This window comes from Mesorhizobium sp. WSM4310, from assembly GCF_007003935.1.
Classification (GTDB): domain Bacteria; phylum Pseudomonadota; class Alphaproteobacteria; order Rhizobiales; family Rhizobiaceae; genus Mesorhizobium.
The window spans coordinates 18,546-41,298 of sequence record NZ_VFTA01000036.1 but is presented as its reverse complement, the minus strand read 5'-3'; the positions used below and the strand labels follow the sequence as shown (position 1 = coordinate 41,298).

The window sequence follows — 22,753 nt, the reverse complement described above, 5'->3', positions numbered from 1 at the left end:
CGCCCTGTGGATGGCCGAAAGGCAAAAGGGACCGTCCCCAGATTTGTCCCCAGCCGGCCGGCGAAGCTGACAGAGCATCGAATTGTGGACAAACTGCCATCTGATACAGTCGCTCCCGACCGGCCGCTCTTTCTGTCCCGGCTTATCCACATCCGCCCACAGCCCCAGGTGATCCCTGTGAACAAACCCCAGAGCTTCTTTCACCTGCACCTGATTTCCGACGCGACCGGCGAAACGCTGCTCGCCGCCGGGCGGGCGGCTTCGGCGCAATACAAGGACGCGCGGGCGATTGAACACATCTATCCCCTCATCCGCACCGAAAAGCAGGTGGCCAAGGTGTTCGAGGACATAGAGGAGGAGCCGGGCATCATTCTCTATACGGTCGTCGACCAGAAACTGGCACGCGGCATCGACGAACGCTGCGCCACCATGGGCCTGCCCTGTGTGTCGGTGCTGGAGCCGGTGCTCACCGTCTTCCAGTCCTATCTCGGCACGCCGGCCGGCCGCCGCGTCGGCGCCCAGCACGTTCTCGACGCCGAATATTTCCGCCGCATCGATGCCCTCAACTTCACCATGGACCATGATGACGGCCAGCTGCCGGCCAATATGGACGATGCCGATGTCGTGCTGATCGGCATTTCGCGGACGTCGAAGACGCCGACCAGCATCTATCTCGCCAACCGCGGCATCAAGACCGCCAACATCCCGATCGTGCTCGGCGTGCCGGTGCCGGAAAGCCTGGTTGCCGCCAAGACACCGCTGATCGTCGGGCTGATCGCCACCGCCGAGCGCATTTCGCATGTCCGCCAGAACCGCATCCTAGGCAACAGCAGCTCCTACGTGCCGACCGACTATGTCGACCGCGCCGCCATCAACGAGGAACTCGCCTACGCCCGCCAGATCTGCACGCGCCATGGCTGGCCGATGATCGACGTCAGCCGCCGCTCGATCGAGGAAACGGCCGCGGCGATCGTTGCCCTGCGGGGGAAGTCGCGCTAGGGCAGACAAGATACGTGCGTGACGGAACGCCGACCCTGGTGAACAACCATGACCGAAAAAATCATCCTCGCTTCCGGCAGTCCATTTCGCAAGGCGATGCTCATCCATGCTGGCCTCGACATCGAGGCGGTGCCGGCCGATGTCGACGAGCGCGGGCTCGAGGCGCCGTTGCAGGATAGCGGCGTTTCGCCGGAGGATGTCGCCCTGGTGCTGGCCGAGGCCAAGGCCACCGAGGTCAGCGAACGCCGGCCCGGCGCGCTGGTGCTCGGCTGCGACCAGACTTTGTCTTTGGGTGACGAGGTGTTCCACAAGCCGGCCGACATGGAAGGCGCGCGGCGCCATCTCCTGGCGCTGTCGGGCAGGACCCATCAGCTCAACAGCGCCGCCGTGCTGGTGCGTGACGGCAAGGTGCTGTGGCGCCATGTCGGCGTCGCCGGCATGACCATGCGCAAGCTCGACCCCGGCTTCATCGGCCGCCATCTCGCCCGTGTCGGCGCCAAGGCGCTGGCCAGCGTCGGTGCCTACCAGATCGAAGGCGAAGGCATCCAGCTCTTCGAAAAGATCGAAGGCGATTATTTCACCATTGTCGGCCTGCCGCTTTTGCCGCTGCTGGCGGAATTGCGCACGCTCGGAGCCATCGATGGTTGAGGCAAGGAAGAAGGCTTTTGTCACCGGCCACCCGATCAAACATTCGCGGTCACCGAAGATCCACGGCCACTGGCTGGTCCAGCAAGGCATCGACGGCAGCTACGAGGCGATCGACGTGGCGCCGCAGGATTTTGCCGAATTCATCGCGACATTGCAGGCAAACGGGTTTCGCGGCGGCAATGTCACCATTCCGCACAAGGAAGCCGCCTTCGCTCTCGTCCACCGCCGCGACCAGGCGGCCGAAGAAATCGGCGCCGTCAACACGCTGTGGTTCGAGGATGGTCTCCTTTGGGGCGGCAACACCGACGGTCACGGCTTTGCCGCCAACCTCGATGATTACGCGCCCGGCTGGGCGAACACCGGCCCCGCGGTCGTGCTCGGCGCCGGCGGCGCGTCGCGCGCCGTCATCCAGGCGCTGAAGCAACGCGGTTTTTCCGACATCCGCATCGTCAACCGCACGCTGGCCCGGGCGCAGGAATTGCGCGACCGTTTCGGCGCCGGCGTTTCGGCGCATGGCACGGCGGCGACCAACGAATTGCTGGCCGACGCCGGCCTGCTGGTCAACACCACCGCGCTTGGCATGGTCGGCAATGAAGGTCTCGCCGCCGACCCGGCCCTGCTGCCGGCCCACGCCATCGTCACCGACCTTGTCTATGTGCCGCTGGAAACGCCTTTGCTCGCCGCCGCGCGCGCCAGGGGGCTGAAGACGGTCGACGGCCTCGGCATGCTGCTCAACCAGGCCGTGCCCGGCTTCGAACATTGGTTCGGCGTCAGGCCGCAGGTCACGGCTGAGCTGCGCGCGCTCATCGTTGCCGATCTGGTGCCGAAACCATGATCGTGCTCGGTCTCACCGGCTCGATCGGCATGGGCAAGTCGACCACGGCCAAAATGTTCGCCGAGGCGGGCGTGCCGGTCCATGATTCCGACGAGGCGGTGCATCGCCTCTATTCCGGCGCGGCGGCACCTCTGATCGAGGCCGCGTTTCCCGGAACGGCTGTCGATGGCGTGGTCGACCGCGTAAAACTTGGCGCGCGCGTGCTTGGCGATGCCGCCGCGCTGAAGCGGCTGGAAGCCATCATCCATCCGCTGGTGCGCGCCGACGCCGACGCCTTCCTGGCCAGGCATCGTAACGCGGGCGAATCGATCGCCGTGCTCGACATTCCGCTGCTCTTCGAAACCGGCGGCCGTGGCCGCGTCGACAAGGTCGTCGTCGTCACGGCGCCCGCCGAAATCCAGCGCCAGCGCGTGCTGGCCCGGCCGGGCATGACGGAAGAAAAACTGGCGGCGATTCTGGCCAAGCAAGTGCCGGATGAGGAGAAGCGCAGGCTGGCCGATTTCGTCATCGACACCGGCCAGGGGCTGGACGCCGCGCGTGCCGCCGTCGCCGGCATCATCGCCGAACTCTCCGGGGGTCGCTGACGGCTTCCTTCCCTTCTCCCGCAAGGGGAGAAGGCAAAACAGGCATTGCCATTTTGTTCCGGTCTCGTGATTCTGCCCCCGGGAGCAAACTGATTCGATGCGCGAGATCATCTTCGATACGGAAACCACCGGCCTTGATTCACGCGACGACCGCGTGATCGAGCTGGGCGGCGTCGAACTGGTCAACCGTTTCCCGACCGGCAGGACGTTCCACCACTATATCAACCCGCAAGGCCGGGCGATCCATGAGGAGGCGCAGGCGGTGCACGGCATCAGCGCGGCCGATCTCGCCGGAAAGCCGACCTTCGCCGAAATCGCCGAGGAATGGCTGACCTTCACCGACGGCGCCAGGCTGGTCGCCCACAACGCCACTTTCGACATCGGCTTCCTCAATGTCGAATTCGGCCGGCTCGGCCATCCCGTCGTCGATCCCGGCCGTGTCGTCGACACGCTGGCGCTGGCGCGCCGCAAGCACCCGATGGGGCCCAATTCGCTCGATGCGCTCTGCCGGCGCTACGGCATCGACAACACGAAGCGCACCAAGCACGGCGCGCTGCTCGATTCCGAATTGCTGGCCGAGGTCTATATCGAGCTGATCGGCGGCAAGCAGGCGGCGCTTATCCTCGACAGCGCCACCGCGCCGGCACAGGGCGAGAATGTCCGCCACATCGAGATCATCGTCGCCGAGCGCCCGAGGCCGCTGCTGCCGCGCCTGACCGAAGCGGAGCGTGCGGCGCATGCCGCCATGGTCGCCACGCTCGGCGAAAAGGCGCTCTGGCTGAAAGCCAGTTCCTCCGAAAAGAGCGTCGCGGCATCGTAGGACTCAATACGGCCACTCGTCCCGCCCCAGTGATGCAATCGCCGCGATGATGCGCGCAAACGCCTCCGCCGCGGCCGGCACCGTGGTGCGGGCGCGCAGGAAACTGTGAACCAGGCGCTTCTCTTCATGCCACCAGGCCTTGCCGCCGGCCGCAACGATGCGGTCGCGGTAGACCTCGCCGTCGGACGATAGCGGGTCGCACTCGGCCGTTATGATCACCGTCGGCGGCAGGCCGGAAAAGTCGCGGCCGCGCAGCGGTGAAAAGGTCGGGTCGTCCGGCGATTGCCGCTTGCCTGAACGGACGTCGCGGTAGAAGGCGATGTCGCCGACGGACAGCAGCGGCGCCTCGGCATGTTCGACATAGGAGCCGGCGGCCTCGTCGCCGCCGAGGCCGGGATAGATCAGCACCTGGCCGACCGCGGCCCTGATATGCCGGCGCGTCGCCTGCGCCACGGCGGCGGCCAGATTGCCGCCGGCGCTCTCGCCGCACAGAACGACCGGCAGGCCTGACGTCTCCGCCGCCCATGCGAAGGCGGCCATCGCATCGTCGAAGGCGGCGGGATGGACATGCTCGGGTGCCAGCCGGTAGTCGACCGACACCACGTCGAAGCCGGTGCCGGCGCAGATCTCGGCGCAGATGTCGTCATGGCTGTCGAGCCCGCCGAGGATGAAGCCGCCGCCATGGAAATAGAGCACCACGGCCCGCGCCGCCTTGCCGGTCGGCTGGTAGCGGCGGATCGGTATGCCGTGGCCCGGGGCGGTGACCAGGCCGTCGCTGGCCTTGACCCCGGCGGGCCGGCCCCGGTGGAAAGCCCGGCACATCCTGTCATAGACCGCGCGCTGCTTGTCGATCGGCAGGCCGATCACTTCGGGCGGGTACCAGGCGTTGACATTGTCTATGTAGGCCCACAGCGCCGGGTCGAGCCGTGTTTCGTATTTGCCGCGGTGTCGGTCTGCCGTCATAGATCGGCGTAGAGCGCCGCTGCGTTGTCGAAGGTGAAGCGCAGCGGCACCGACCCCTCGACCTGCCAGGCGGTGACCGTCTCGCCGGCCAGCAGCCGGCAGGCGCCGTCGGTGTCGGTGACCGCCCCGCCATAGAGCCGGTTGGCGAGGTTGAGGATGCCGGTCTGGTGCATGGCCGCGCTGCCGCTGCCGCAGGCATCCTTGACCAGGAGCACGCGAAAACCTTTCGCCACGGCGTCCTTGATTGACGCGTCGATGCAGGCCTCGGTCCAGACGCCGGCGATGACCAGCCATTCGATGCCTGACGCCTTGAGCAGATCCGCCGCCGACCCGCTGCGGAAGGCGCTGGCCTCGGCCTTGATCAGCAGCGCTTCGTCCCTGGCCGGCGCCACTTCGTGGCAGATCTCGGTCAGCGGATCGGACTTGTCGGAAAAGGCCGACTTGCCGTCGGCACCGAGCGGATGAAACGGCCGGTCCTGCTTGTCGAGATCGACGATATAGGCCCAATGCTGGAGCGGCGCGTGGTTGGCGCGCGCCGCTGCTTGTAGCCGCTGGACGTTGGCCAGGATGCCGGCGAAGCCCTCGACGAGATAGCGCTTGTCCTGCCGGTGCTCTTCCTGCAGGTCGATGAACACGGCGGCCACCGTGCCTCTGCTGATTGAGATGGGGCTTTTCATGTGGAGGCGCCTGGGTTCAGGACGAACGTCCGCCCGTTCGGCGGGTTGGCGCTAGCGGTGGTGGATAGCCGGCGCTTCCCCACCTTCGTCATCCACGGGCGGAGCAGGAGCGAAGCTCCGTCGCGGAGACCCGAGGATCCATGCCGTGACCTCGGTCGAAGGATGCGACGGAGCAGAACCTGAACCGTAGCAACGCTTCGGAGTCCCGGCATGGATCCCTTGGGCTGCGGAGCAGCTCCTAGGGTCTGCGCCGCGTCGCTGCGCTCCTTGCTCCGCCCTAGGATGACGAAGCGATGGGAGGCTGCGCCAGCCGCGAAGGTCACATCACGGAGGCGGACAGTAGGCATCAAACCTGCTTCTCCAGAAACTCGTCCTCATAGGGAAAGCGCGACAGAAGCTCCGTGCCCGTCTCGGTGATCAGGATTTCGTCCTCCAGCTTGACGCCCTCGCGGCCGCCCTTCTCGCCGATATAGCTTTCCACGCTCACCACCATGCCTGGCACGATATGGCCGTCGCGGCCATAGGTCTCGTAATCCATGGCATGGGCGATGAACGGCGTCTCGCCATGCATGCCGACGCCATGCATGACCGAAGTATAGCGCTGGTCGACGAAGCGGTCGGGGATCTTCCAGGCCTTTTCGGCGATTTCGCGGAACGCCATGCCGGGCTTGACGATCGAAATATTGTGCTGAACCTGGTCGTGCGCCATGCGGTAGAGCGATTTCTGGTAATCGGTCGGTTTGCCCGGTCCGCAGCGGAAGGTGCGGGAGAAATCGGAATAATAGCCGTAGCAGCCGATCGTGTCGGTATCGAGCGCGAGCAGCTCGCCGGGCCGGATCTTGCGGCCGCTGGCCTCGTTGAACCAGGGATTGGTGCGCTGGCCCGATGTGAGCAGCCGCGTCTCGATGAACTCGCCGCCCTGGCGGATGACCTCGCCATACATGATGGCGAACAGCTCGTTTTCGGAGACGCCGGGCTTGATCGCCTCGCGCACCGCATAGACCGCGGCCTCGGCGCCGGCCATCGACACCTGCAGGCATTTCACCTCTTCGGGCGTCTTCACCGCGCGCACCGCCAGGATTTCGCCCTGGCAATCCCTGACCTCGCAGCCGCGCTTTTCCAGCGCCAGCGCCTGCAGATGGCTGCAGCGGTCGAGGCCGAGCTTCATCGAACCGCCGCCATGCTTCTTCAGGAACTCGGCGATCTCGTCGGCGAAGGGCCCGGCGGTTTCGTCGTCACGGCCGGAGACCGACGACCAAACGAGCTTGGACGGACGCGCCTCGTCGATCGTGTCGAGCACCATCGAGACATGGTAGCTCTGCGGATATTCGAACAGCACGATCGGCCCTTCGGTGGGAATAAAGAAATAACGGGTCGAGTTGCGCAGGAAGTAGCCGAACATGTTGCGCGAGCCGGTGGCGTAGCGCTGGTTATACGGGTCGAACAGCACCACCCCGCCATAGCCGGCGTCGCGCATCCAGCCGCGCAGTTTCGCCAGCCGGCCTTTGCGCAAGGCATCGGCATCGATGAAGGACGGCTCGGTGTCCGACAGCCACATGCCGCCGGCCGGATCGGCCGCCGCCGGGTGGCGCATGCGGTCCTTGAAGTCGACGTCCTCGGTGCTGTCGGGGTCGAATACGACGATGCTCATGGGGGTTCGGCCTTGGATCGGTTGCAAGACGTGACCATGGCGCAGCAGCGGCGGAGGCATTGTGCGGAAAACCGCGCTTGTTGTGCGGAATGCCGCCGTACTCAACTGATCGTGAAAAATCGATCCCCGCAGGAGTAACATTGGCCTTTGGGTCTTCAGTAACTTTCCGGATGTAGAAGAAACGACCAGTACCTAGAAACGGTAGGGGACGAATGGATTGGTCGGGCAGCTGGAATTTACTTTTCTGCCGTGGCGCGCATTGGTAGGCAAGCTGATCGTCTGGTCGTTTGTTTTCTGTGTGTTTTTCGGCATATTTACTGTTGTTATTTACAGGTACGCTGAGATAGTACCAATCTGCGACGTTGTTTTTCCGAAATTTTCGAACTTAATCGAACGTGGCTCAAATGAATTTTGCCTAGCGAATAATGTTATGTGGGTTAACATCGCCGTATTCTGCGCTTGCTATGGAGTAACGTATTGTATCTCAATACCAATTTGGGTTATTTTTTCATATTTGCGTAGGGATTGGAGTGATTGGCGATTAAATATTATGAGTATTATATTTGTGGTGGCAGTCTTACTGTGTAGCTATTTGGAAGTATACAGCTACCTTTTTGGTAGTCCTGGCTATTTCGGCATGTATCCGAAACTAAGCGATCAGACAAATTTGTACAGCTACGTAAGTTTCCAAGTTTCGGCACTTATGGGCATTGCGAACTTCCTGCTCTTTGGAGGTACGTTAATGTTGTCTGGTAAAATCTTTGGGCGAGGACCGGGTTGGTCGGGATCGTTGCCGTAACGGCATGAGCGCCTATTCGCTACAGCATCTCAGCCTTGGTTTGCGAACGCAAATTGAGTTCCGTCTCTAATGCCTCCGCGCCAGCTTCGGCGCATGCCCATGCTCTTCCCGAAAAGCCCGGGCAAAGCTCGACATCGAGGCAAAGCCGCAGGCCAGCGCCACGTCGCGCACGGCGAGCGTCGAATGCGCCAAAAGGTCGGCGGCGCGCTTCAGCCTGAGCCGCCGGTAGTAGCCATTGGGCGAGATGGCGAGCTCGGAGCGAAAGGAGCGCTCGAGCTTGTCGGAGGAGACGCCGAGCCGCGCCGTCAGCTCGGCCATGCCGAGCCGCTCCTCGACCGCGTCCTCCATGATGGCGATGGCCGACAGCACCAGCTCGTTCTGCACGCCGGTGCGCAGCCTGAGCGGCATCAGCTTGCGGTCGACGCTGGAGCGCAGCTGGCTGTGCACGAACCATTCGGCGACGCCGGCGGCGAGCTCGGCGCCGTAATCCCGGGTGATGATCTCCAGCATCATGTCGAGGCTGCCGACGCCGCCGGCCGAGGTGAAGCGCTTGCGGTCGATGACATAGAGATCGCGCCGCAGCTCGATTGCAGGAAACGCCTCGGTGAAGGCGGCCTGGCTGGTCCAGTGCAAGGTGCAGGCGTGGCCGTCGAGCAGGCCGGCGCGCGCCAGGAAGAAGGCCGCATCCGCCACCGCCCCGATATGGGCGCCACCCCGCAGGCTGCGGCGGATCCAGCTGGCCGCGTCCTCGGCGACGAGATGGTCGGCATCGCCGCCCGAGCAGACGACGATGCGGTCGACCTTCGGTGCATCCTCGGCATAGAAGCCCGGCTGGATGACGACGCCGTTCGACGCCTCGACCGCGCCTTTCGTGCCGCCGACGATGATCCAGCGATAGCACTGCCGCTTCGCCAGTACATTGGCGGCGCGCAGCGGCTCGATGACGGAACTGAACGCCATCATCGGAAAGCCGGGGAACACCAGCACCGCGAAGGTCAGGGGTTCGGTGGGTTTTTCGGGTTCGCGCGTGGCCATGGGCGCTACATCTCGGGCGAATGGGGTTTGGCGTCAACCGCTGGCGCTATCCCCCCAGCGCCTGGTCCAGATCGGCGATCAGATCATCGCCATCCTCGATCCCCGCCGACAGCCGCACCAGCGAATCCGAGATGCCGATCTCGTCGCGCTTCTCGGCCGGGATCGACCCATGCGTCATCAGCGCCGGATGCTCGATCAGGCTCTCAACCCCGCCGAGGCTTTCGGCCAGCGTGAACAGCTGCGTGCGTTCGAGGAAGCGTTTGGTTCCCGCGAGATCGCGGTCGAGCACGGCTGTGATCATGCCGCCGAAGGCGTGCATCTGCTGGACGGCGATGGAATGCTGCGGATGGCTGGCGAGGCCGGGATAGATCACGCGGCGCACATCTTTTCGCGCTTCCAGCCACTGCGCGATCTTCAGCCCGTTGTCGGAGTGCCGCTCCATCCTCAGCGCCAGCGTCTTCAGGCCGCGCAGCGCGAGAAAGCTGTCGAACGGGCCCGATATGGCGCCGATGGCGTTCTGCAGGAATTTCAGCTGGGCCGCCAATTCCTTGTTGTCGCCGACGACGGCCACCCCGCCGACCATGTCGGAATGGCCGTTGAGATACTTTGTCGTCGAGTGCACGACGATGTCGATGCCGAGTTCCAGCGGCCGCTGGATATAGGGGCTGCAGAACGTGTTGTCGGCGACGGTGAGGATCCCCTTGCGCTTGGCCAGCGCGGCGACGCCTTCGAGGTCGACGATGCGCAGCAGCGGGTTGGTCGGCGTCTCGACCCACAGCAGCTTCGTCTCCGGCCGGATCGCGGCTTCCACCGCGGCAAGGTCGGTGAAGTCGACGAAAGAGACCTGCAGGCCCGCCGAGCGCTTGCGCACCCGCTCCATCAGCCGGAACGAGCCGCCATAGATGTCGTCGGTGGCGACGATATGGGCACCGGCATCGAGCAGCTCCAGCACGGTCGAGATCGCCGCCAGGCCGGAGGCGAAGGCAAAGGCGGCGGTGCCGCTTTCGAGGTCCGCCACCGCGCGCTCGAAGGCGAAGCGCGTCGGGTTCTGGCTGCGGGCGTACTCGAACCCCTTGTGCACGCCCGGCGACTGCTGGCCGTAGGTCGAGGTGGCATAGATCGGCACCATCACCGCGCCGGTCAGCGGATCGTGGCTCTGGCCGCCATGGATGGTGCGCGTCGAGAAGGCCAGGCGATTCTTGCCCGATGGTGGTGGTGTGTGGCTGGTCATCGTGCGCGCCTCAAATGGTTGATCAGGTCGATGCGGGTGATCAGGCCGACGAACTCGTCGCCGTCGAAGATGATGGCGACCTCGTTGCGGTCGAACACCGGCAGCAGCGCATCCAGCGTCTGGCTGGCCTGCAGCGTGTGCAGATTGGAGGTCATCGCCGTGCGCACCGGACCGTTGAAGCGCTCCCAGCGCCCGTCATAGGGACCGTCGACCTTGGCCAGGATATCGCTTTCGTCGACGATGCCGATCAGCTTGCCGTCTTCCAGCACCGGCAGCTGCGAGACATCGGAGCGGCGCATGCGGCCATAGGCGTTGAGCAGGCTTTCGTCCGGGCCGACATAGACCGTGTCGCCGGTGCGGTGCGTGCGCATGACCAGGTCGCGCAAATCGCCATGCTGCTCGTGCTCGGCCAGACCCTGTTCGGCCAGCCAGAAATCGTCGAACACCTTCGACAGGTACTTGTTGCCGCTGTCGCAGACGAAGGTGACGACGCGTTTCGCTGTCGTCTGCTCGCGGCAATAGCGCAAGGCGGCCGATAAAAGCGTGCCCGACGACGAACCAGCCAGAATGCCTTCGCGCGACAGGAGATCGCGCACCGCCAGCATGCTTTGCTTGTCCGTGATCGAATAGGCCTTCTTGACCAGCGACAGATCGGCATTGGGCGGCACGAAATCCTCGCCTATACCTTCCACCGTCCAGCTGCCGGCCTCTTCCATCTTGCCGGTCTTGATCAAGGGCGCCAGCACCGAGCCGACTGGATCGGCCAGCACCATTTCGGTCTTCGGCGACACCTTGGCGAAGTAGCGGCCAAGCCCGGTCAGCGTACCGCCCGAGCCGACGCCGACCACCACCGCGTCGACATTGCCGTCGAGCTGCGAAAAGATCTCCGGGCCGGTGGTCGTCTCATGCGCCAGCGGGTTGGCCGGATTGGCGAACTGGTTGGCATAGAAGGCGCCGGGCACTTCCGCCGCGATCTTCTCGGCCATGTCCTGGTAATATTCCGGGTGGCCCTTGCCGACGTCGGAGCGCGTCATGCGCACCTCGGCGCCAAGAGCGCGCAGATGCTGGATCTTCTCGCGCGACATCTTGTCCGGCACGACCAGCACGATGCGGTAGCCCTTGGGGATGCCGACCTGGGCAAGGCCAAGGCCGGTATTGCCGGCGGTCGCCTCGACGATGGTGCCGCCCCGCTTGAGCTTGCCCTCTTTCTCCGCCGCCGCGATCATCGACAGCGCGATGCGGTCCTTGATCGAGCCGCCGGGGTTCTGGCTTTCGAGCTTGATGAACAGCCGGCATTTGCCGGTGTCGAACTTGGTCAGCTCGACCACCGGCGTCTGGCCGATCAGGTCGAGCACCGATTTATAAGGTGGCCGCAGGCGTGAGGATTGGCCATCCGAGGCGGCGCTGCCTGGCGCGGCTTTTCCGTGCTCGCTCATATCGAAGCTCCCTGATCAAGCGACCGCCTAGAGCATGATGCCGAAAAGTGTGAAGCGGTTTTCGGACGACATCATGCTCTGCTTATTTGATTGAGCCGGCAGAGCGGCAGCGTAGCCTCTTTTCCAGCCGTTTGTCGCGGGAAAGAAGATAGAACGTGCCAATCAGCCGGCCAGACGAGGAATGAAATTCCAAGCGGCGCTTAATGTCCCCCTCAAGGGGCTACGGGATGCACACATTTCCAAGCAGCTGGTCTTTGGCGATAGCGTGCAGGGCAGCTTGGCGCATGCGTTCTCTTATGCGGCGCTAGTCGCCCCCCACTCCGTCTCGGCTTCGCCGAGCCACTGCCGGGGCGAGCCACGGGTCTCGCCCGTCCTTCGGACCCCCCGATCGACGGGGTAGAGGAAAGGCGCCAAGCTTTTTGCCGGCAACGCTCGTCCAGCAAAGCTCCTTCCTTTCCCTCCGGAGGGGGGAAAGGTGGCGCTGCGAAGCAGCGACGGATTGGGGGAACCACGTGGCAATCAAGCCTCGGGCTGATCCGTCACGCCAATCACAGAAAATGTGTGCATGGCGTAGCCTCAAGGGGGAGATTACGCTTCAACCGCTGCCTGGCCTTCGATCTCGATCAGGAAATCCGGATTGGCTAGGCCGAGCACGCGTATGCCCGTCACCACCGGCGGCGGCCCGCGATCGCCCCAGAATGCCATCCAGGCGCCGAAGGCCGGCCCGATATCGGCGTCGCCGACAATGTAGATCGACAGGCGGACGAGATCCTGCGGCCTGGCGCCGCCGGCTTCGAGCACCATCGCCAGATTGGCGAGCGCCTGCGCGGTCTGCGCCGCGATGTCGCCCTTGCCGACGATCCGGCCATCGGCATCGATGCCGTTCTGGCCGCCGATCAGCACGATGCGCGCCGAGGCCGGCAGCGCCACGCCTTGCGAATAGGCCGGATTGCCGTGCATGCCGTTTGGGTTCAGCCGCTCGATGCCCATTCTCGTCCCCTCTCCGCTGGATGCCGCGCGCCACGAAAGGCCAACCGGCAGTTCGTTTCAACGAACCATCTCGTTCGTTGAAGCCGCCATTTTCGACATGCTAGCCGAACGCGACGCCTGCCCCAAACAGCAAGCGGGCCGCGCGATGCTGACATGCCAAGAGGAGACAGCCGGATGAAGATCATCGCCTATGACAACTTCAAGCCCGGCGTCGCCCTCGACGACCTAAAACCTTATCTGCGCGACGAGGTCTCGAATGTCTGGCGGCTGTGGAAGGCAGGCATCGTGCGCGAAAACCATGCCCGCGCCGATGTCGGCGGCGTCATCATCGTCTTCGAACTCGACAGCGTCGAGGAAGCCAGGCGCTACACCGACGACTTCCCGCTGTCGAAGGCTGGGCTGCTCGAATGGCACTTCCTGGCTTTCGATCCGGCACCGCTGCCGCTCGAATATCTGTTCGACCCCAGCGTCGACATCGCCCAACCCTGGGACCGGACCGCGGCATGATCCGGTCCAGCGAAGGCATCGAGATTCCGGCCAGGCTGGTCGAATGGTGCGATCCGCGCCGCATGGCGCTGGTGGTCTACGACATGCAGGTCGGCATCTGCCGCCAGGTCGCCGGCGCGGCCGATATCGTCGAGCGCACCGGCATCGTGCTCGAAGCCGCCCGCTCGGCCGGCATGCGGGTGGCGTTCACGCGCCATCTCTCTCTGCCACGCAAATGGATGGGCGCCACCCAACTGCGCACCGCCATGGCCTGGCAGCGGCGCGACAACCCCGACGCGGTCGAGCCGTGGTTTTTGCGCGACGCCCAAGCGACCGGGATCGTCCCCGAACTGGCGCCCCGCGCCGACGAAGCCGTGTTCGACAAGCTGACCATGTCGGCCTTCGATTCCACGGCGCTTGGCTTTGCGCTCGGCGATTGCGGCGTGCGCGCCGTCGCCCTTGCCGGCATCGCCACGGAGATCGGCATCGAGCCGACCGTCCGCCAGGCGACCGACAATGGCGTTACGGCCGTTGTGATCGAGGACGCCTGCGGCTTCGGCAACCGCGAAGCGCGCGACCGCTCGATGGCGACGCTGCGTTTCCTCGGCGAGGCCGTCATCACCGATGTCGCCGGCTTCTGCGGCGCGCTGGCCGCTGCGCACTGAGGGACAAAAGTTGCTAGGCCGACGCCTCGATATCAGTGCGGAAGCGCACGCCCTCGGCGCGGCCATGCACGCTGCCCCAGTCGTAGAGCGCCTGGAGTGCTGCGGCGAGATCGTGGCCGCGCTCGGTCAAGGCGTAGCGCCCCTTGCCGTCGGGCGACGTCTCGAGCACGACGAAGCCGATCTCGACGAGATCGGCCAGGCGCTGCGTCAGCATCTTGTCGGAGAGCGAGGGGATCAGCCGGCGCAGCTCGGAATAGCGCAGCGGCCCTTGCTTGATGCGTGCGATGATCACCGTTTTCCACTTGCCGCCGAGCGCGTCGAGCGCGAACTCGACCGGGCAGCCATAGAGTCTACCGCGTTGTGCCATGCCGTCATCGTAGGCAAGGCCCTGCGGCGACGGAAGCGGAATTTGCCCCGCCATATGGCCAGATTGCCGGGCCCGGCTTTGTCGGCGACAGTTTCATAAGGGAGAGCCAAGATGAGCGTCAGGGATGCCAATCCGGTCAATGCACGCAAGCCAAAGCGTGCCGCCATCGTCATCGCCAATCCGGCCGTATCGACCACGACAGGATGGCCGGTCGGCTTCTGGTGGAGCGAGCTGACGCATCCGTGGTTTGCCTTCACCGAGCGCGGCTATGCGGTGGAAATCTTTTCGCCTCAGGGCGGCAGATGCGAGGCCGACGCGCTGAGCGACCCGCGTGACCCATCGGGCTATTCGGAGACCGACCTCATCTCGCTCGGCTTCCTGTCAAGTCCGAAACTGGCGGCCCTGGTCGAGACCACGCGGCCGGCAGCTGAGATCGATGTCGACAGCTTTGACGCGATTGTGGTCGCAGGCGGCCAGGCGCCGATGTTCAGCTACGAGAGCGCGACCGACCTGCAGCGAACCTTCGTCGCCTTCCATGAGGCCGGCAAGGTGGCCGCCGCGCTCTGCCACGGCACCGCGCTGCTGCGCTACGCCAGGCGTGCCGACGGCTCGCTGCTCGCCGCCGGCAAGACGGTGACCGGTTTCGCCAATGCCGAGGAGGATTTCGCCGACAAGGCGACGTGGGAGATGGGCGCGCTCGAGCGCGGCAAGCATCTGATGCCCTGGCGCATCGAGGACGAGTTGAAGGCCATCGGTGCCAATTATGTGCAAGCCGGGCTGTGGCGCGGCTTTGCCGTGCGCGACGGCAATCTGATCACCGGCCAGCAGAATTTTTCCGGCGCCGAGACCGCGCGCCTGGTCTGCGAGGCGCTGGGCGGCTAGAGCAATTCCAGGAAAAGTGTGAGCGGTTTTCCGTCCGGAATTGGGTCAAAACGAAGAGTCCGGGTCGCCCTACCCTAGCAACTGCTTGCTCAGCCGCGCGCACTGGATGCGGATGTCGGGAATGGCATCGATCTCGAAGAAGGTGCCGCGCGTCAGCGGGCCGACGGCGAGGATCTTGCGCGAGACCGTGCCGTCGCCGGCGATGATCTCGCAATTGGCCGACACGTCGAGGCCGATGCGCATGGGATCCGGCCGCGCGAGCCCGCGGTCGACCAGCGAGCGCACCACGCTGTTCGACGAGGTCGAAATGTCCCGCACGATCCCCGAGCAATCATAGATACGGGCGACGTCGAACGTCTCGACAAGCTGGCTGTGGCGCGACTGGACGTCGACGCTGAAGGCCTCGCCTGGCGTGATGCCGACGACGCGCCCAGCGACAAGCCGGATGCGTCCCGATTGCACGGCCTGCGTCACCTTGGCGTAGACCTCGGGCGCCATGCGATGGCGGTGGATGTCCCACCAGGCCTTGGTGTGCTCGACGAAGCGGCGCTTGGCGGAAGCCGGCCAATTCTGCCAGATCTTCTGGTTGAAGGGACGCAGGCCGTCGACCACGTCGCGCCAGTCGATGCCGGCCTTCTGGTTCTCGCGGATCAGGTCGCGGAACCAGCCGACGAAATAGGAAAGCTGGGTGCCGAGCGGAATGTCGGCGACGTCGAGCTTGATCGGATTGCCGTGGGGGGGCGGCGCCGGCAGCTGGCCGCGCCGCGACACGGCGACGATCTCGCCCCCGTGGCCGCGCTGTTCCAGCGCCAGGAACGCGTCGACCATGCTGAGGCCGGTGCCCAGCACCATGACGCGGCTTTCCGGGTCGAGCGCGGTGTCGGCCTCCGAGCCCATGCGGATCGCATGGCCTTGCGTCGGCTGTTCGTCATGGCCGGTGGCGAGTATGGCCATGTGGGCGACGACGCTGGTGCCGTTGGCGAGCGCCACCTCGACGCCGGACGCGGTCGGCGTGATCGACAGGCTCTCTTCGTGGATCAGGCGCAGCCGCCCAGTCGGCTGCTCGCGCGCTTCGAGCTCGTCGAGCAGCTCGCCGAGATAGCGGGCGTAGATGCTGCGCGGCGCGTAAAAGGGCGTCTGCGGCGTCTGCTCCTGGTCTACCAGGCCACGCCCGTGCAGCCAGCGCCAGAAATTGCCGGGATCGTCGGCATAGGCGCTCATGCCGGCGGCGCTGACATTCAGCACATGCGCCGACAGCAGCGTCGAATAGGCGATGCCCTGGCCGAAATGTGGGCGCTTTTCGATCAGCGTGACGCGCAGATCCGGATTGGTCGATTTCAGGAGATGCGCGGCCATCACGACGCCTGAGGCGCCGCCGCCGACGATGATGATCGAATTGGGGATGATCGAACTGGCGCGCCCGCTCATGCGCGCACCTGTGGAATGCGAGGCGTCAGGCCTGGACCTTCACGGTGACGGGCAGCTCGTCGATCTCCCTCGCGACCGTAAGGTCGTCGAGGCCGATGTCGCGCATTTCCGCGAGGCTGCGCTGGTCGAGCACCTCGGCGATCGCCTGCCGGACCTCGAGCATCAGATGTCGGACTTGGCATGTCGCCTCGTTGCAGTCTTCACAGCGCTGATATTGTGTGCGGCTGGCGCAGGGAATTGGCGCCAGCGGCCCGTCGAGGACGCGCACGACATGGCCGACCTTGATCTCGTCGGCCGGCCGCGCCAGGCGGTAGCCGCCATCCTTGCCCTTGCGGCTCTGGACGAAACCGGCATTGCGCAGCTCGCCCAGTATGGCATCGAGAAATTTCTTCGGGATGTTGTTGCCGGTCGCGATGTCGTTGACGAAAGCCAGCTGTCCGGTCGGCAGGTGCGCCAGGTGGACCAGCGCCTTGAGGCCGTACTTGCCTTTTTTGGTGAGCATTGACCGAACGTTTCTCTGTCATGCGATGGCACGAGGCCATCCGTTACGAAACGCCTGGCGAGCCTCCCCGCCGCGCCCAAGCATCCATGACACATAAATTCTAGTGACATGATATACAAGCCGAGAAACGTTGATTTTGCTTCGTTTTCAAGCCGCTGGAGCCATTTTGTCAGGCTTTTGTGCCATTAAGAGCACAAAAATGCATCTCGACGGCGACGAGGCCGCAGATTGTTTCGCGCAGACCAGCCGTGCCGCCCGCCGACTCCTGCGGCGCCAGGAGCCGGTGCATGCCGTGGGCGATCATGGTGGTGGGGTGCCCGCATCGTCGCCTCCAATTCACTCATGTCGATAAGGATACTATACTTACCCTCGAACACGCGAAACGGCTTGTCAATTCCTTGGCGATTCGAGGCATGGATTTGTGTGGCAATCGCAAAAGCCAAATTGTCGTTTCGTAGGTGACGGCGTCGACGGTTGGCCGAGCCTTCCCGACTTCGTCATCCACGGGCGGAGCAGGAGCGAAGCTCCGTCGCGGAGACCCGACGATCCATTCCGTGACCTTGATCAAAGGGTGCAGCGGGGCAGAACCTGAACCGTAGCAACGCTTCGAAGTCACGGAATAGATCCCTTGGGCTGCGGAGCAGCTCCAGGGGTCTGCGCGCGTCGCTGCGCTCCTTGCTTCGCCCTAGGACGACGAAGTCTGGCGTTAGCGGGGCACCTTTCCCGTTCATATGGAGGGGCGATGACGGCAATTGCAGCCGCCCTTTCCGCATCGACACAGCGCCCCCCGACAGATTTTTTCCAACAAACCCGCCTTCGTTGGAAGGATTTAACTCTACAAGAACGATAGAATTAGCGGACTATCATGCGGCAATCCGGTTTTCTCTGTTTTCATGGAGCCCTTTGATGTCCACCATTTCGCGACGCATTCTCCTTCTGTCGTCCGCCGCGCTTGCCGGCGCCGCCTTTCTCAGCCCGGCCCTGGCCGAGGATCTGAAGATCACCATCGGCTACCAGACGGTGGTCGAGCCTTCCAAAGTGCCGCAAGCCGATGGCGCCTATGAAAAGGCCACCAAGGCCGCGATCGACTGGCGTAAATTCGATTCCGGCGCCGATGTCATCGCCGCGGTCGCTTCCGGCTCGGTCGACATCGGCTATGTCGGTTCGAGCCCGCTGGCGGCGGCGGCCAGCCGCGAATTGCCGATCCAGACCATCTTCGTCGTCGGCCTGATCGGACCGTCCGAGGCGCTGGTCGCCCGCAACGGCGCCGAAATCGAGAAGGTCGCCGACCTCGCCGGCAAGAAGGTCGCCGTGCCCTTCGTCTCGACCACGCATTACAGCCTGCTTGCCGCGTTGAAGCACGAGAATGTCGATCCGAAGTCGGTCCAGATCCTCAATCTGCGGCCGCCCGAAATCGCCGCCGCCTTCGCGCGCGGCGACATCGACGCGGCCTATGTCTGGGATCCGGCGCTCGGCCAGATCAAGACGACGGGCAAGGTGGTGCTGGATTCCTCGCAGGTCGCGGCCTGGGGCGCGCCGACCTTCGACGCCTGGATCGTGCGCACCGATTTTGCGCAGAAGAACCCGGAAGCGGTGCGCGATTTCGTCAAGGTCACGGGCGCGGCCTATGCCGAGTACCTCGCCAAGCCCGACGCCTGGTCGGTGTCCTCGCCGCAGGCCGGCAAGATCGCCAAGCTCACCGGCGCCAAGCTGGAAGAGGTGCCGGAGCTGTTGAAGGGCTATGTCTTCCCGACCTTGGAGGAGCAGGCCTCCGACAAATTCCTCGGCGGCGGCACGGTCAAGGCTGTCGCGGCCGCCTCCGCCTTCCTCAAGGAGCAGGGCAAGGTCGACGCCGTGCTGCCGGACTATTCGAAATATGTGACGTCGAAATACGTCACCGAGGCGCTGGCCTCGAACTGAGCGCCTGGCGCCAGCTGAACGCGCGCGGATCTCCTTCCCTGACGCCGCGCGTGCCTGCCCCGGAACCGCTGACGAGGCGTGGTTTCGGGGCGGGCGAGCTTCAATGAAACTTCCCGGGAGGCCCCATGCCGCATCTCGTGCTCGACAGGATCTCGATCCACTATGACGGCCACCCCGCCGTGGAGCGTGCGTCGATCGACGTGGCCGGGGATGATTTCGTCGTCCTTGTCGGCCGTTCCGGCTGCGGCAAGACCTCGCTGCTCAATGTCGCCGCTGGCCTCGTCACGCCGGTACGCGGCACGGCCACGATCAACGGCCGCCCGATCTCGGCACCTGGTTCGGATCGCGCCGTGGTGTTCCAGAACGATGCCTTGTTTCCCTGGCTGACCGCGCGCGAAAACGTCGCCTTCGCGCTGCGCCTCCGCGGTGTCAGGCCGGCCGAGCGGGCGCGGCGCGCCGACGAGCTTCTGGCGCTGGTCAAGCTGGCCGATGCCGGCGACAAGCACATCTGGGAGCTTTCCGGCGGCATGCGCCAGCGCGTCGGCCTTGCCCGCGCGCTCGCCGCCGAACCGCAATTCCTGCTGCTCGACGAGCCGCTCGGCGCGCTCGACGCGCTGACGCGCGAGCGCATGCAGACGACGCTGCTCGATCTCTGGACGGCAAGCCATGCCGGCGTGCTGATGGTGACGCACGGCATAGAGGAGGCGCTGGTGCTCGCCACCCGCATCGTCGTGCTGGCGCCGGGCCCCGGCCGTGTGGTGCGCACCTTCGAGCCAGACTTTTCCAGGCGCTACGCCGCGGGCGAGGCCATCCGCGCGATCAAGGCCGACCCGGCCTTCGCCACGGCGCGCGGCGAACTGACCGATGCCATCTTCGAGGGAGAAGCGGCATGACCATCTTCTCTTACACCGAGCGCGCCGGCCCCAGGACTGAAGAGGCCGACGGCCTGTCGGTGCCGTGGTCGCGGCCGAGCCCGAAACGCAAGGGCGTTTCGGCCCGCATGATCAGCGCGGTCACCATCCTGGTGGTGCTGGCGGCATGGGCGCTGTCGGCCCGCCTGCAACTGGTGTCGCCGGTGTTCCTGCCCTCGCCCGTCGCGGTGTGGAACAAATTCATCGTCGTGATCGGCGACGGCTTCGTCGACGCGACGCTGCTGCAGCACATTGTCGCCAGCCTGGGCCGGGTGTTCGCCGCCTTGGTCGCAGCCATCCTGGTCGGCGTGCCCGTTGGTCTTGCCATCGGCACCAGCACGGTCGGTCGCGGCATTTTCGATCCGCTGCTGGAATTCCTGCGGCCGATCCCGCCGCTGGCCTATCTGCCGCTGGTGATCATCTGGTTCGGCATTGGCGAGCCGTCGAAAATCCTGGTGATCGCCATCGCCATGCTGGCGCCGGTGGCGCTGTCGACCGCTTCGGGCGTCCGCAGCGTCTCGCAGGAACGCATCAACGCGGCGCGATCGCTTGGCGCGACGCGCGCGCAAGTGGTCCGCCACGTCATCCTGCCCAGCGCGCTGCCGTCGATCCTGACCGGGCTGCGCATCGCGCTCGGCGCCGGCTGGTCGACGCTGGTCGCGGCCGAACTGGTGGCGGCGACGCGCGGGCTTGGCTTCATGATCCAGTCGGCGGCGCAGTTCCTGGTCACCGACGTGGTGATCATGGGCATTCTGGTGATCGCGGCCATCGCCTTCGTGCTCGAATTCACCATCCGCAGGATCGAGCGCGCGCTCGTCCCGTGGGCGGGACGGGAATGATCAACCGCAAGCGCAGGAGAGTGACGATGACCCATTCCACCGCCGTGCTGTTCGCCCATTTCGGCGCCTGGCTGCTCGGCCTTGCCTCCGACGACAAGACGGCGAGGCAGGAGCGCTCGCCGGCGCCGGTCCAATTCCAGGCCGGCCGCGACCGCCTGCCGCCGCGCGACGAAAGCTTTTACTGGGCCTGGCAGTATTGGTCGCAGTGAGGGGCGGTCAGTTCCGCAGCCGGTAGCCGGTCTTGAAGATCCAGGCGACGATGGCGATGCAGACGGCCAGGAAGACCAGCGTCATGCCGAGGCTGACGCCGACCGAGACGTCGGCCTTGCCGTAAAAACTCCAGCGGAAGCCGCTGATCAGATACACGACCGGATTGAACAGCGTGATCGTCTTCCAGATGCCGGGCAGCATGTGGATCGAATAGAAGCTGCCGCCGAGGAAGGTGAGCGGCGTGACGATCAAGAGCGGCACAAGCTGCAGCTGCTCGAAGCTTTTCGCCCAGATGCCGATGATGAAGCCGAACAGGCTGAAGGTCACCGCCGTCAGCACCAGGAAGGCGATCATCCAGAACGGATGTTCGATGTGGAGCGGCACGAACAAAGAGGCGGTGGCCAGGATGATCAGGCCGAGGATGATCGACTTGGTCGCCGCGCCGCCGACATAGGCGATGACGATCTCCAGATAGGAGACCGGCGCCGACAGAAGCTCGTAGATCGAGCCGACGAATTTCGGGAAATAGATGGCGAAGGAGGCGTTGGAGATTGACTGCGTCAACAGCGACAGCATGATCAGCCCGGGTACGATGAAGGCGCCGTAGCTGATGCCGTCGATCTCGGTGATGCGCGAGCCGATGGCCGAGCCGAAGACGACGAAGTAGAGCGATGTTGAGATGACCGGCGAGATGATGCTCTGCAGCACGGTGCGAAAGGCACGCGCCATCTCGACCCGGTAGATCGCCCAGACTGCACGGAAATTCATGGCTGCGCGCAGGGTCATGGCTCTCTCCTCACCAGATTGACGAAGATCTCCTCGAGCGAACTGTTTTGCGTGTCGATGTCGCGGAACTGGATGCCGCCGGCCTCGAGATCGCGGATCAGCGAGGCGACGCCCGGCCGCTCGGCCTGGTTGTCATAGGTGTAGGTCAACTGCCCGCCATCCGGCGACAGCTCCAGCGCATAGCCCGAGAAGGCTTCCGGGATCGCCGGCAGCGGATTGCGCAGCTCCATCACCAGCCGCTTGCGGCCGAGCTTGCGCATCAGCTCGGCCTTGTTCTCGACCAGGATGATTTCGCCGCGGTTGATGACGCCGACGCGGTCGGCCATCGCTTCGGCTTCCTCGATATAGTGGGTGGTGAGGATGATGGTGACGCCATCCTCGCGCAGCCGGCGCACCATCTCCCACATATCCTGGCGCAGCTCGACATCGACGCCGGCGGTCGGCTCGTCGAGGAACAGGATGCGCGGCTCATGCGACAGCGCCTTGGCGATCATCAGCCTGCGCTTCATGCCGCCCGACAGCGTGATCGCCTTGGCGTCCTTCTTGTCCCACAGCGACAGATCGCGCAGCACCTTCTCGACGAAGCCGTGGTTGACCGGCTTGCCGAACAGGCCGCGGCTGTAGTTGACCGTCGCCCAGACGCTCTCGAAAGCGTCGATGGTCAGTTCCTGCGGCACCAGGCCGATCAGGCTGCGCGCGGCGCGGTAATCCTTGCCGATGTCGTGACCGTCGACCGTGACGGTGCCGGTCGAGCGGTTGACGATGCCGCAGACGATCGAGATCAGGGTCGTCTTGCCGGCACCGTTCGGCCCGAGCAAAGCGAAGATCTCGCCGCGCTGGATGTCGAGAGTGACTTCCTTGAGCGCGGTGAAACCGGTGGCGTAGGTCTTGGAGACCCCGGAAATGGACAGAATGGAGGGCATGGGCTGAAAAACGGCTGCCTGAAAGAGGTCCCCTGATATAGGTCGAATGTCATCGCGTGCAACCCGCAAGTCAGTGGCGCTGCTGACAGTTCTGGACAGCCCGTGCCGGCAGCGGCTGGAGATGTACCCGCATGAATCGGTAAAATTGTCCTGTGGCGTTCAGCCT

General features: G+C 64.7%; 25 protein-coding genes. 12 read left to right on the top strand and 13 right to left on the bottom strand.

Features of this window, described 5'->3' with window-relative positions:
* The first annotated feature begins 177 nt into the window (after window positions 1–177).
* The 5 genes from FJV80_RS28530 to dnaQ all read left to right on the top strand — a co-directional run bounded on the left by FJV80_RS28530 (window position 178) and on the right by dnaQ (window position 3,886).
* Window positions 178–999, top strand: coding sequence for a pyruvate, water dikinase regulatory protein (locus tag FJV80_RS28530; protein WP_095775602.1), 822 nt, complete (start codon window positions 178–180; stop codon window positions 997–999).
* A 48-nt stretch (window positions 1,000–1,047) separates the two neighbouring features.
* Entirely contained in the window at window positions 1,048–1,647 is a 600-nt protein-coding gene (locus FJV80_RS28525; protein WP_142878041.1) for a Maf-like protein, read from the top strand.
* On the top strand, window positions 1,640–2,482 hold the full coding sequence (locus FJV80_RS28520) for a shikimate dehydrogenase (protein WP_142878040.1): 843 nt from the start codon (window positions 1,640–1,642) through the stop codon (window positions 2,480–2,482). The genes FJV80_RS28525 and FJV80_RS28520 overlap by 8 nt, the downstream gene beginning before the upstream one ends.
* Window positions 2,479–3,066, top strand: coding sequence for a dephospho-CoA kinase (gene coaE / locus FJV80_RS28515; RefSeq protein WP_142878039.1), 588 nt, complete (start codon window positions 2,479–2,481; stop codon window positions 3,064–3,066). Before FJV80_RS28520 ends, coaE begins: the two co-directional genes overlap by 4 nt.
* Window positions 3,067–3,163: 97 nt before the next feature.
* Complete coding sequence (gene dnaQ, locus FJV80_RS28510) at window positions 3,164–3,886, top strand: DNA polymerase III subunit epsilon (protein ID WP_142878038.1); 723 nt, start codon at window positions 3,164–3,166, stop codon at window positions 3,884–3,886.
* 3 nt (window positions 3,887–3,889) lie between these two features.
* Here the strand turns inward: dnaQ and FJV80_RS28505 are convergent, their stop codons facing one another.
* The 7 genes from FJV80_RS28505 to FJV80_RS28470 form a co-directional block, all read right to left on the bottom strand.
* Window positions 3,890–4,849, bottom strand: a complete 960-nt coding sequence (locus FJV80_RS28505; RefSeq protein ID WP_142878037.1) for an alpha/beta hydrolase — start codon at window positions 4,847–4,849, stop codon at window positions 3,890–3,892.
* A complete protein-coding gene (locus FJV80_RS28500) occupies window positions 4,846–5,526 on the bottom strand; it encodes an isochorismatase family protein (RefSeq protein WP_142878036.1) in 681 nt (226 codons plus the stop codon). The genes FJV80_RS28505 and FJV80_RS28500 overlap by 4 nt, the downstream gene beginning before the upstream one ends.
* Window positions 5,527–5,872: 346 nt before the next feature.
* Window positions 5,873–7,177, bottom strand: coding sequence for a Xaa-Pro peptidase family protein (locus FJV80_RS28490; RefSeq protein ID WP_142878034.1), 1,305 nt, complete (start codon window positions 7,175–7,177; stop codon window positions 5,873–5,875).
* Between the two features lie 865 nt (window positions 7,178–8,042).
* Complete coding sequence (locus FJV80_RS28485) at window positions 8,043–9,011, bottom strand: GlxA family transcriptional regulator (RefSeq protein WP_142878033.1); 969 nt, start codon at window positions 9,009–9,011, stop codon at window positions 8,043–8,045.
* A gap of 46 nt (window positions 9,012–9,057) precedes the next feature.
* Window positions 9,058–10,242, bottom strand: a complete 1,185-nt coding sequence (locus tag FJV80_RS28480; RefSeq protein WP_142878032.1) for a PLP-dependent aspartate aminotransferase family protein — start codon at window positions 10,240–10,242, stop codon at window positions 9,058–9,060.
* Window positions 10,239–11,678: a pyridoxal-phosphate dependent enzyme gene (locus FJV80_RS28475; RefSeq protein WP_142878031.1), complete on the bottom strand. Its 1,440-nt coding sequence runs from the start codon at window positions 11,676–11,678 to the stop codon at window positions 10,239–10,241. Before FJV80_RS28475 ends, FJV80_RS28480 begins: the two co-directional genes overlap by 4 nt.
* Before the next feature lie 588 nt (window positions 11,679–12,266).
* Window positions 12,267–12,668, bottom strand: coding sequence for a RidA family protein (locus FJV80_RS28470; protein ID WP_142878030.1), 402 nt, complete (start codon window positions 12,666–12,668; stop codon window positions 12,267–12,269).
* 174 nt (window positions 12,669–12,842) lie between these two features.
* Here FJV80_RS28470 and FJV80_RS28465 point away from each other — a divergent pair, with 174 nt between their 5' ends.
* Together FJV80_RS28465 and FJV80_RS28460 are read left to right on the top strand one after the other, a co-directional pair.
* On the top strand, window positions 12,843–13,175 hold the full coding sequence (locus FJV80_RS28465; RefSeq protein WP_095789034.1) for a hypothetical protein: 333 nt from the start codon (window positions 12,843–12,845) through the stop codon (window positions 13,173–13,175).
* The gene (locus FJV80_RS28460) at window positions 13,172–13,819 is read left to right on the top strand and encodes a cysteine hydrolase (RefSeq protein WP_095775618.1); all 648 of its coding nucleotides are present in this window, start codon (window positions 13,172–13,174) and stop codon (window positions 13,817–13,819) included. The genes FJV80_RS28465 and FJV80_RS28460 overlap by 4 nt, the downstream gene beginning before the upstream one ends.
* A gap of 13 nt (window positions 13,820–13,832) precedes the next feature.
* Here FJV80_RS28460 and FJV80_RS28455 read toward each other — a convergent pair whose 3' ends face one another.
* Window positions 13,833–14,186 carry a helix-turn-helix domain-containing protein gene (locus FJV80_RS28455; RefSeq protein WP_095789054.1) on the bottom strand — a complete coding sequence of 118 codons (354 nt, stop codon included), beginning with the start codon at window positions 14,184–14,186 and terminating at the stop codon, window positions 13,833–13,835.
* A gap of 111 nt (window positions 14,187–14,297) precedes the next feature.
* On the opposite strand from FJV80_RS28455, the gene FJV80_RS28450 reads away from it, so the two are divergent.
* The gene (locus tag FJV80_RS28450; RefSeq protein ID WP_095792345.1) at window positions 14,298–15,068 is read left to right on the top strand and encodes a type 1 glutamine amidotransferase domain-containing protein; all 771 of its coding nucleotides are present in this window, start codon (window positions 14,298–14,300) and stop codon (window positions 15,066–15,068) included.
* Window positions 15,069–15,137: 69 nt separating this feature from the next.
* Here the strand turns inward: FJV80_RS28450 and FJV80_RS28445 are convergent, their stop codons facing one another.
* From FJV80_RS28445 to FJV80_RS35640, 3 genes are all read right to left on the bottom strand, one after another.
* Window positions 15,138–16,496, bottom strand: a complete 1,359-nt coding sequence (locus tag FJV80_RS28445) for an FAD/NAD(P)-binding protein (protein ID WP_142878029.1) — start codon at window positions 16,494–16,496, stop codon at window positions 15,138–15,140.
* Between the two features lie 25 nt (window positions 16,497–16,521).
* On the bottom strand, window positions 16,522–16,998 hold the full coding sequence (locus FJV80_RS28440; protein WP_142878028.1) for an Rrf2 family transcriptional regulator: 477 nt from the start codon (window positions 16,996–16,998) through the stop codon (window positions 16,522–16,524).
* 169 nt (window positions 16,999–17,167) lie between these two features.
* A complete protein-coding gene (locus tag FJV80_RS35640) occupies window positions 17,168–17,302 on the bottom strand; it encodes a hypothetical protein (protein WP_281408792.1) in 135 nt (44 codons plus the stop codon).
* A 602-nt stretch (window positions 17,303–17,904) separates the two neighbouring features.
* On the opposite strand from FJV80_RS35640, the gene tauA reads away from it, so the two are divergent.
* The 4 genes from tauA (at window position 17,905) to FJV80_RS28420 (ending at window position 20,877) form a co-directional block, all read left to right on the top strand.
* Window positions 17,905–18,918: a taurine ABC transporter substrate-binding protein gene (tauA, locus tag FJV80_RS28435; RefSeq protein WP_142878027.1), complete on the top strand. Its 1,014-nt coding sequence runs from the start codon at window positions 17,905–17,907 to the stop codon at window positions 18,916–18,918.
* Window positions 18,919–19,043: 125 nt separating this feature from the next.
* Window positions 19,044–19,811, top strand: a complete 768-nt coding sequence (locus FJV80_RS28430) for a taurine ABC transporter ATP-binding protein (protein ID WP_095788668.1) — start codon at window positions 19,044–19,046, stop codon at window positions 19,809–19,811.
* Window positions 19,808–20,668, top strand: a complete 861-nt coding sequence (locus FJV80_RS28425; RefSeq protein ID WP_142878026.1) for an ABC transporter permease subunit — start codon at window positions 19,808–19,810, stop codon at window positions 20,666–20,668. Before FJV80_RS28430 ends, FJV80_RS28425 begins: the two co-directional genes overlap by 4 nt.
* A 26-nt stretch (window positions 20,669–20,694) precedes the next feature.
* Window positions 20,695–20,877: a hypothetical protein gene (locus FJV80_RS28420; protein WP_095788691.1), complete on the top strand. Its 183-nt coding sequence runs from the start codon at window positions 20,695–20,697 to the stop codon at window positions 20,875–20,877.
* A gap of 7 nt (window positions 20,878–20,884) precedes the next feature.
* On the opposite strand, the gene FJV80_RS28415 is transcribed toward FJV80_RS28420, so the two are convergent.
* Window positions 20,885–21,646 carry an ABC transporter permease gene (locus FJV80_RS28415; RefSeq protein ID WP_095775669.1) on the bottom strand — a complete coding sequence of 254 codons (762 nt, stop codon included), beginning with the start codon at window positions 21,644–21,646 and terminating at the stop codon, window positions 20,885–20,887.
* Between the two features lie 14 nt (window positions 21,647–21,660).
* On the bottom strand, window positions 21,661–22,587 hold the full coding sequence (locus tag FJV80_RS28410) for an ABC transporter ATP-binding protein (RefSeq protein WP_142878025.1): 927 nt from the start codon (window positions 22,585–22,587) through the stop codon (window positions 21,661–21,663).
* Window positions 22,588–22,753: the final 166 nt, after the last annotated feature.

Bases quoted from the DNA above. Each gene is read 5' to 3' on its own strand.
- FJV80_RS28525 (WP_142878041.1), top strand. From the start codon at position 1,048: ATGACCGAAAAAATCATCCTCGCTTCCGGCAGTCCATTTCGCAAGGCG.
- FJV80_RS28520 (WP_142878040.1), top strand. From the start codon at position 1,640: ATGGTTGAGGCAAGGAAGAAGGCTTTTGTCACCGGCCACCCGATCAAA.
- coaE (WP_142878039.1), top strand. From the start codon at position 2,479: ATGATCGTGCTCGGTCTCACCGGCTCGATCGGCATGGGCAAGTCGACC.
- dnaQ (WP_142878038.1), top strand. From the start codon at position 3,164: ATGCGCGAGATCATCTTCGATACGGAAACCACCGGCCTTGATTCACGC.
- FJV80_RS28505 (WP_142878037.1), bottom strand. From the start codon at position 4,849: ATGACGGCAGACCGACACCGCGGCAAATACGAAACACGGCTCGACCCG.
- FJV80_RS28500 (WP_142878036.1), bottom strand. From the start codon at position 5,526: ATGAAAAGCCCCATCTCAATCAGCAGAGGCACGGTGGCCGCCGTGTTC.
- FJV80_RS28490 (WP_142878034.1), bottom strand. From the start codon at position 7,177: ATGAGCATCGTCGTATTCGACCCCGACAGCACCGAGGACGTCGACTTC.
- FJV80_RS28485 (WP_142878033.1), bottom strand. From the start codon at position 9,011: ATGGCCACGCGCGAACCCGAAAAACCCACCGAACCCCTGACCTTCGCG.
- FJV80_RS28480 (WP_142878032.1), bottom strand. From the start codon at position 10,242: ATGACCAGCCACACACCACCACCATCGGGCAAGAATCGCCTGGCCTTC.
- FJV80_RS28475 (WP_142878031.1), bottom strand. From the start codon at position 11,678: ATGAGCGAGCACGGAAAAGCCGCGCCAGGCAGCGCCGCCTCGGATGGC.
- FJV80_RS28470 (WP_142878030.1), bottom strand. From the start codon at position 12,668: ATGGGCATCGAGCGGCTGAACCCAAACGGCATGCACGGCAATCCGGCC.
- FJV80_RS28465 (WP_095789034.1), top strand. From the start codon at position 12,843: ATGAAGATCATCGCCTATGACAACTTCAAGCCCGGCGTCGCCCTCGAC.
- FJV80_RS28460 (WP_095775618.1), top strand. From the start codon at position 13,172: ATGATCCGGTCCAGCGAAGGCATCGAGATTCCGGCCAGGCTGGTCGAA.
- FJV80_RS28455 (WP_095789054.1), bottom strand. From the start codon at position 14,186: ATGGCACAACGCGGTAGACTCTATGGCTGCCCGGTCGAGTTCGCGCTC.
- FJV80_RS28450 (WP_095792345.1), top strand. From the start codon at position 14,298: ATGAGCGTCAGGGATGCCAATCCGGTCAATGCACGCAAGCCAAAGCGT.
- FJV80_RS28445 (WP_142878029.1), bottom strand. From the start codon at position 16,496: ATGAGCGGGCGCGCCAGTTCGATCATCCCCAATTCGATCATCATCGTC.
- FJV80_RS28440 (WP_142878028.1), bottom strand. From the start codon at position 16,998: ATGCTCACCAAAAAAGGCAAGTACGGCCTCAAGGCGCTGGTCCACCTG.
- FJV80_RS35640 (WP_281408792.1), bottom strand. From the start codon at position 17,302: ATGATCGCCCACGGCATGCACCGGCTCCTGGCGCCGCAGGAGTCGGCG.
- tauA (WP_142878027.1), top strand. From the start codon at position 17,905: ATGTCCACCATTTCGCGACGCATTCTCCTTCTGTCGTCCGCCGCGCTT.
- FJV80_RS28430 (WP_095788668.1), top strand. From the start codon at position 19,044: ATGCCGCATCTCGTGCTCGACAGGATCTCGATCCACTATGACGGCCAC.
- FJV80_RS28425 (WP_142878026.1), top strand. From the start codon at position 19,808: ATGACCATCTTCTCTTACACCGAGCGCGCCGGCCCCAGGACTGAAGAG.
- FJV80_RS28420 (WP_095788691.1), top strand. From the start codon at position 20,695: ATGACCCATTCCACCGCCGTGCTGTTCGCCCATTTCGGCGCCTGGCTG.
- FJV80_RS28415 (WP_095775669.1), bottom strand. From the start codon at position 21,646: ATGAATTTCCGTGCAGTCTGGGCGATCTACCGGGTCGAGATGGCGCGT.
- FJV80_RS28410 (WP_142878025.1), bottom strand. From the start codon at position 22,587: ATGCCCTCCATTCTGTCCATTTCCGGGGTCTCCAAGACCTACGCCACC.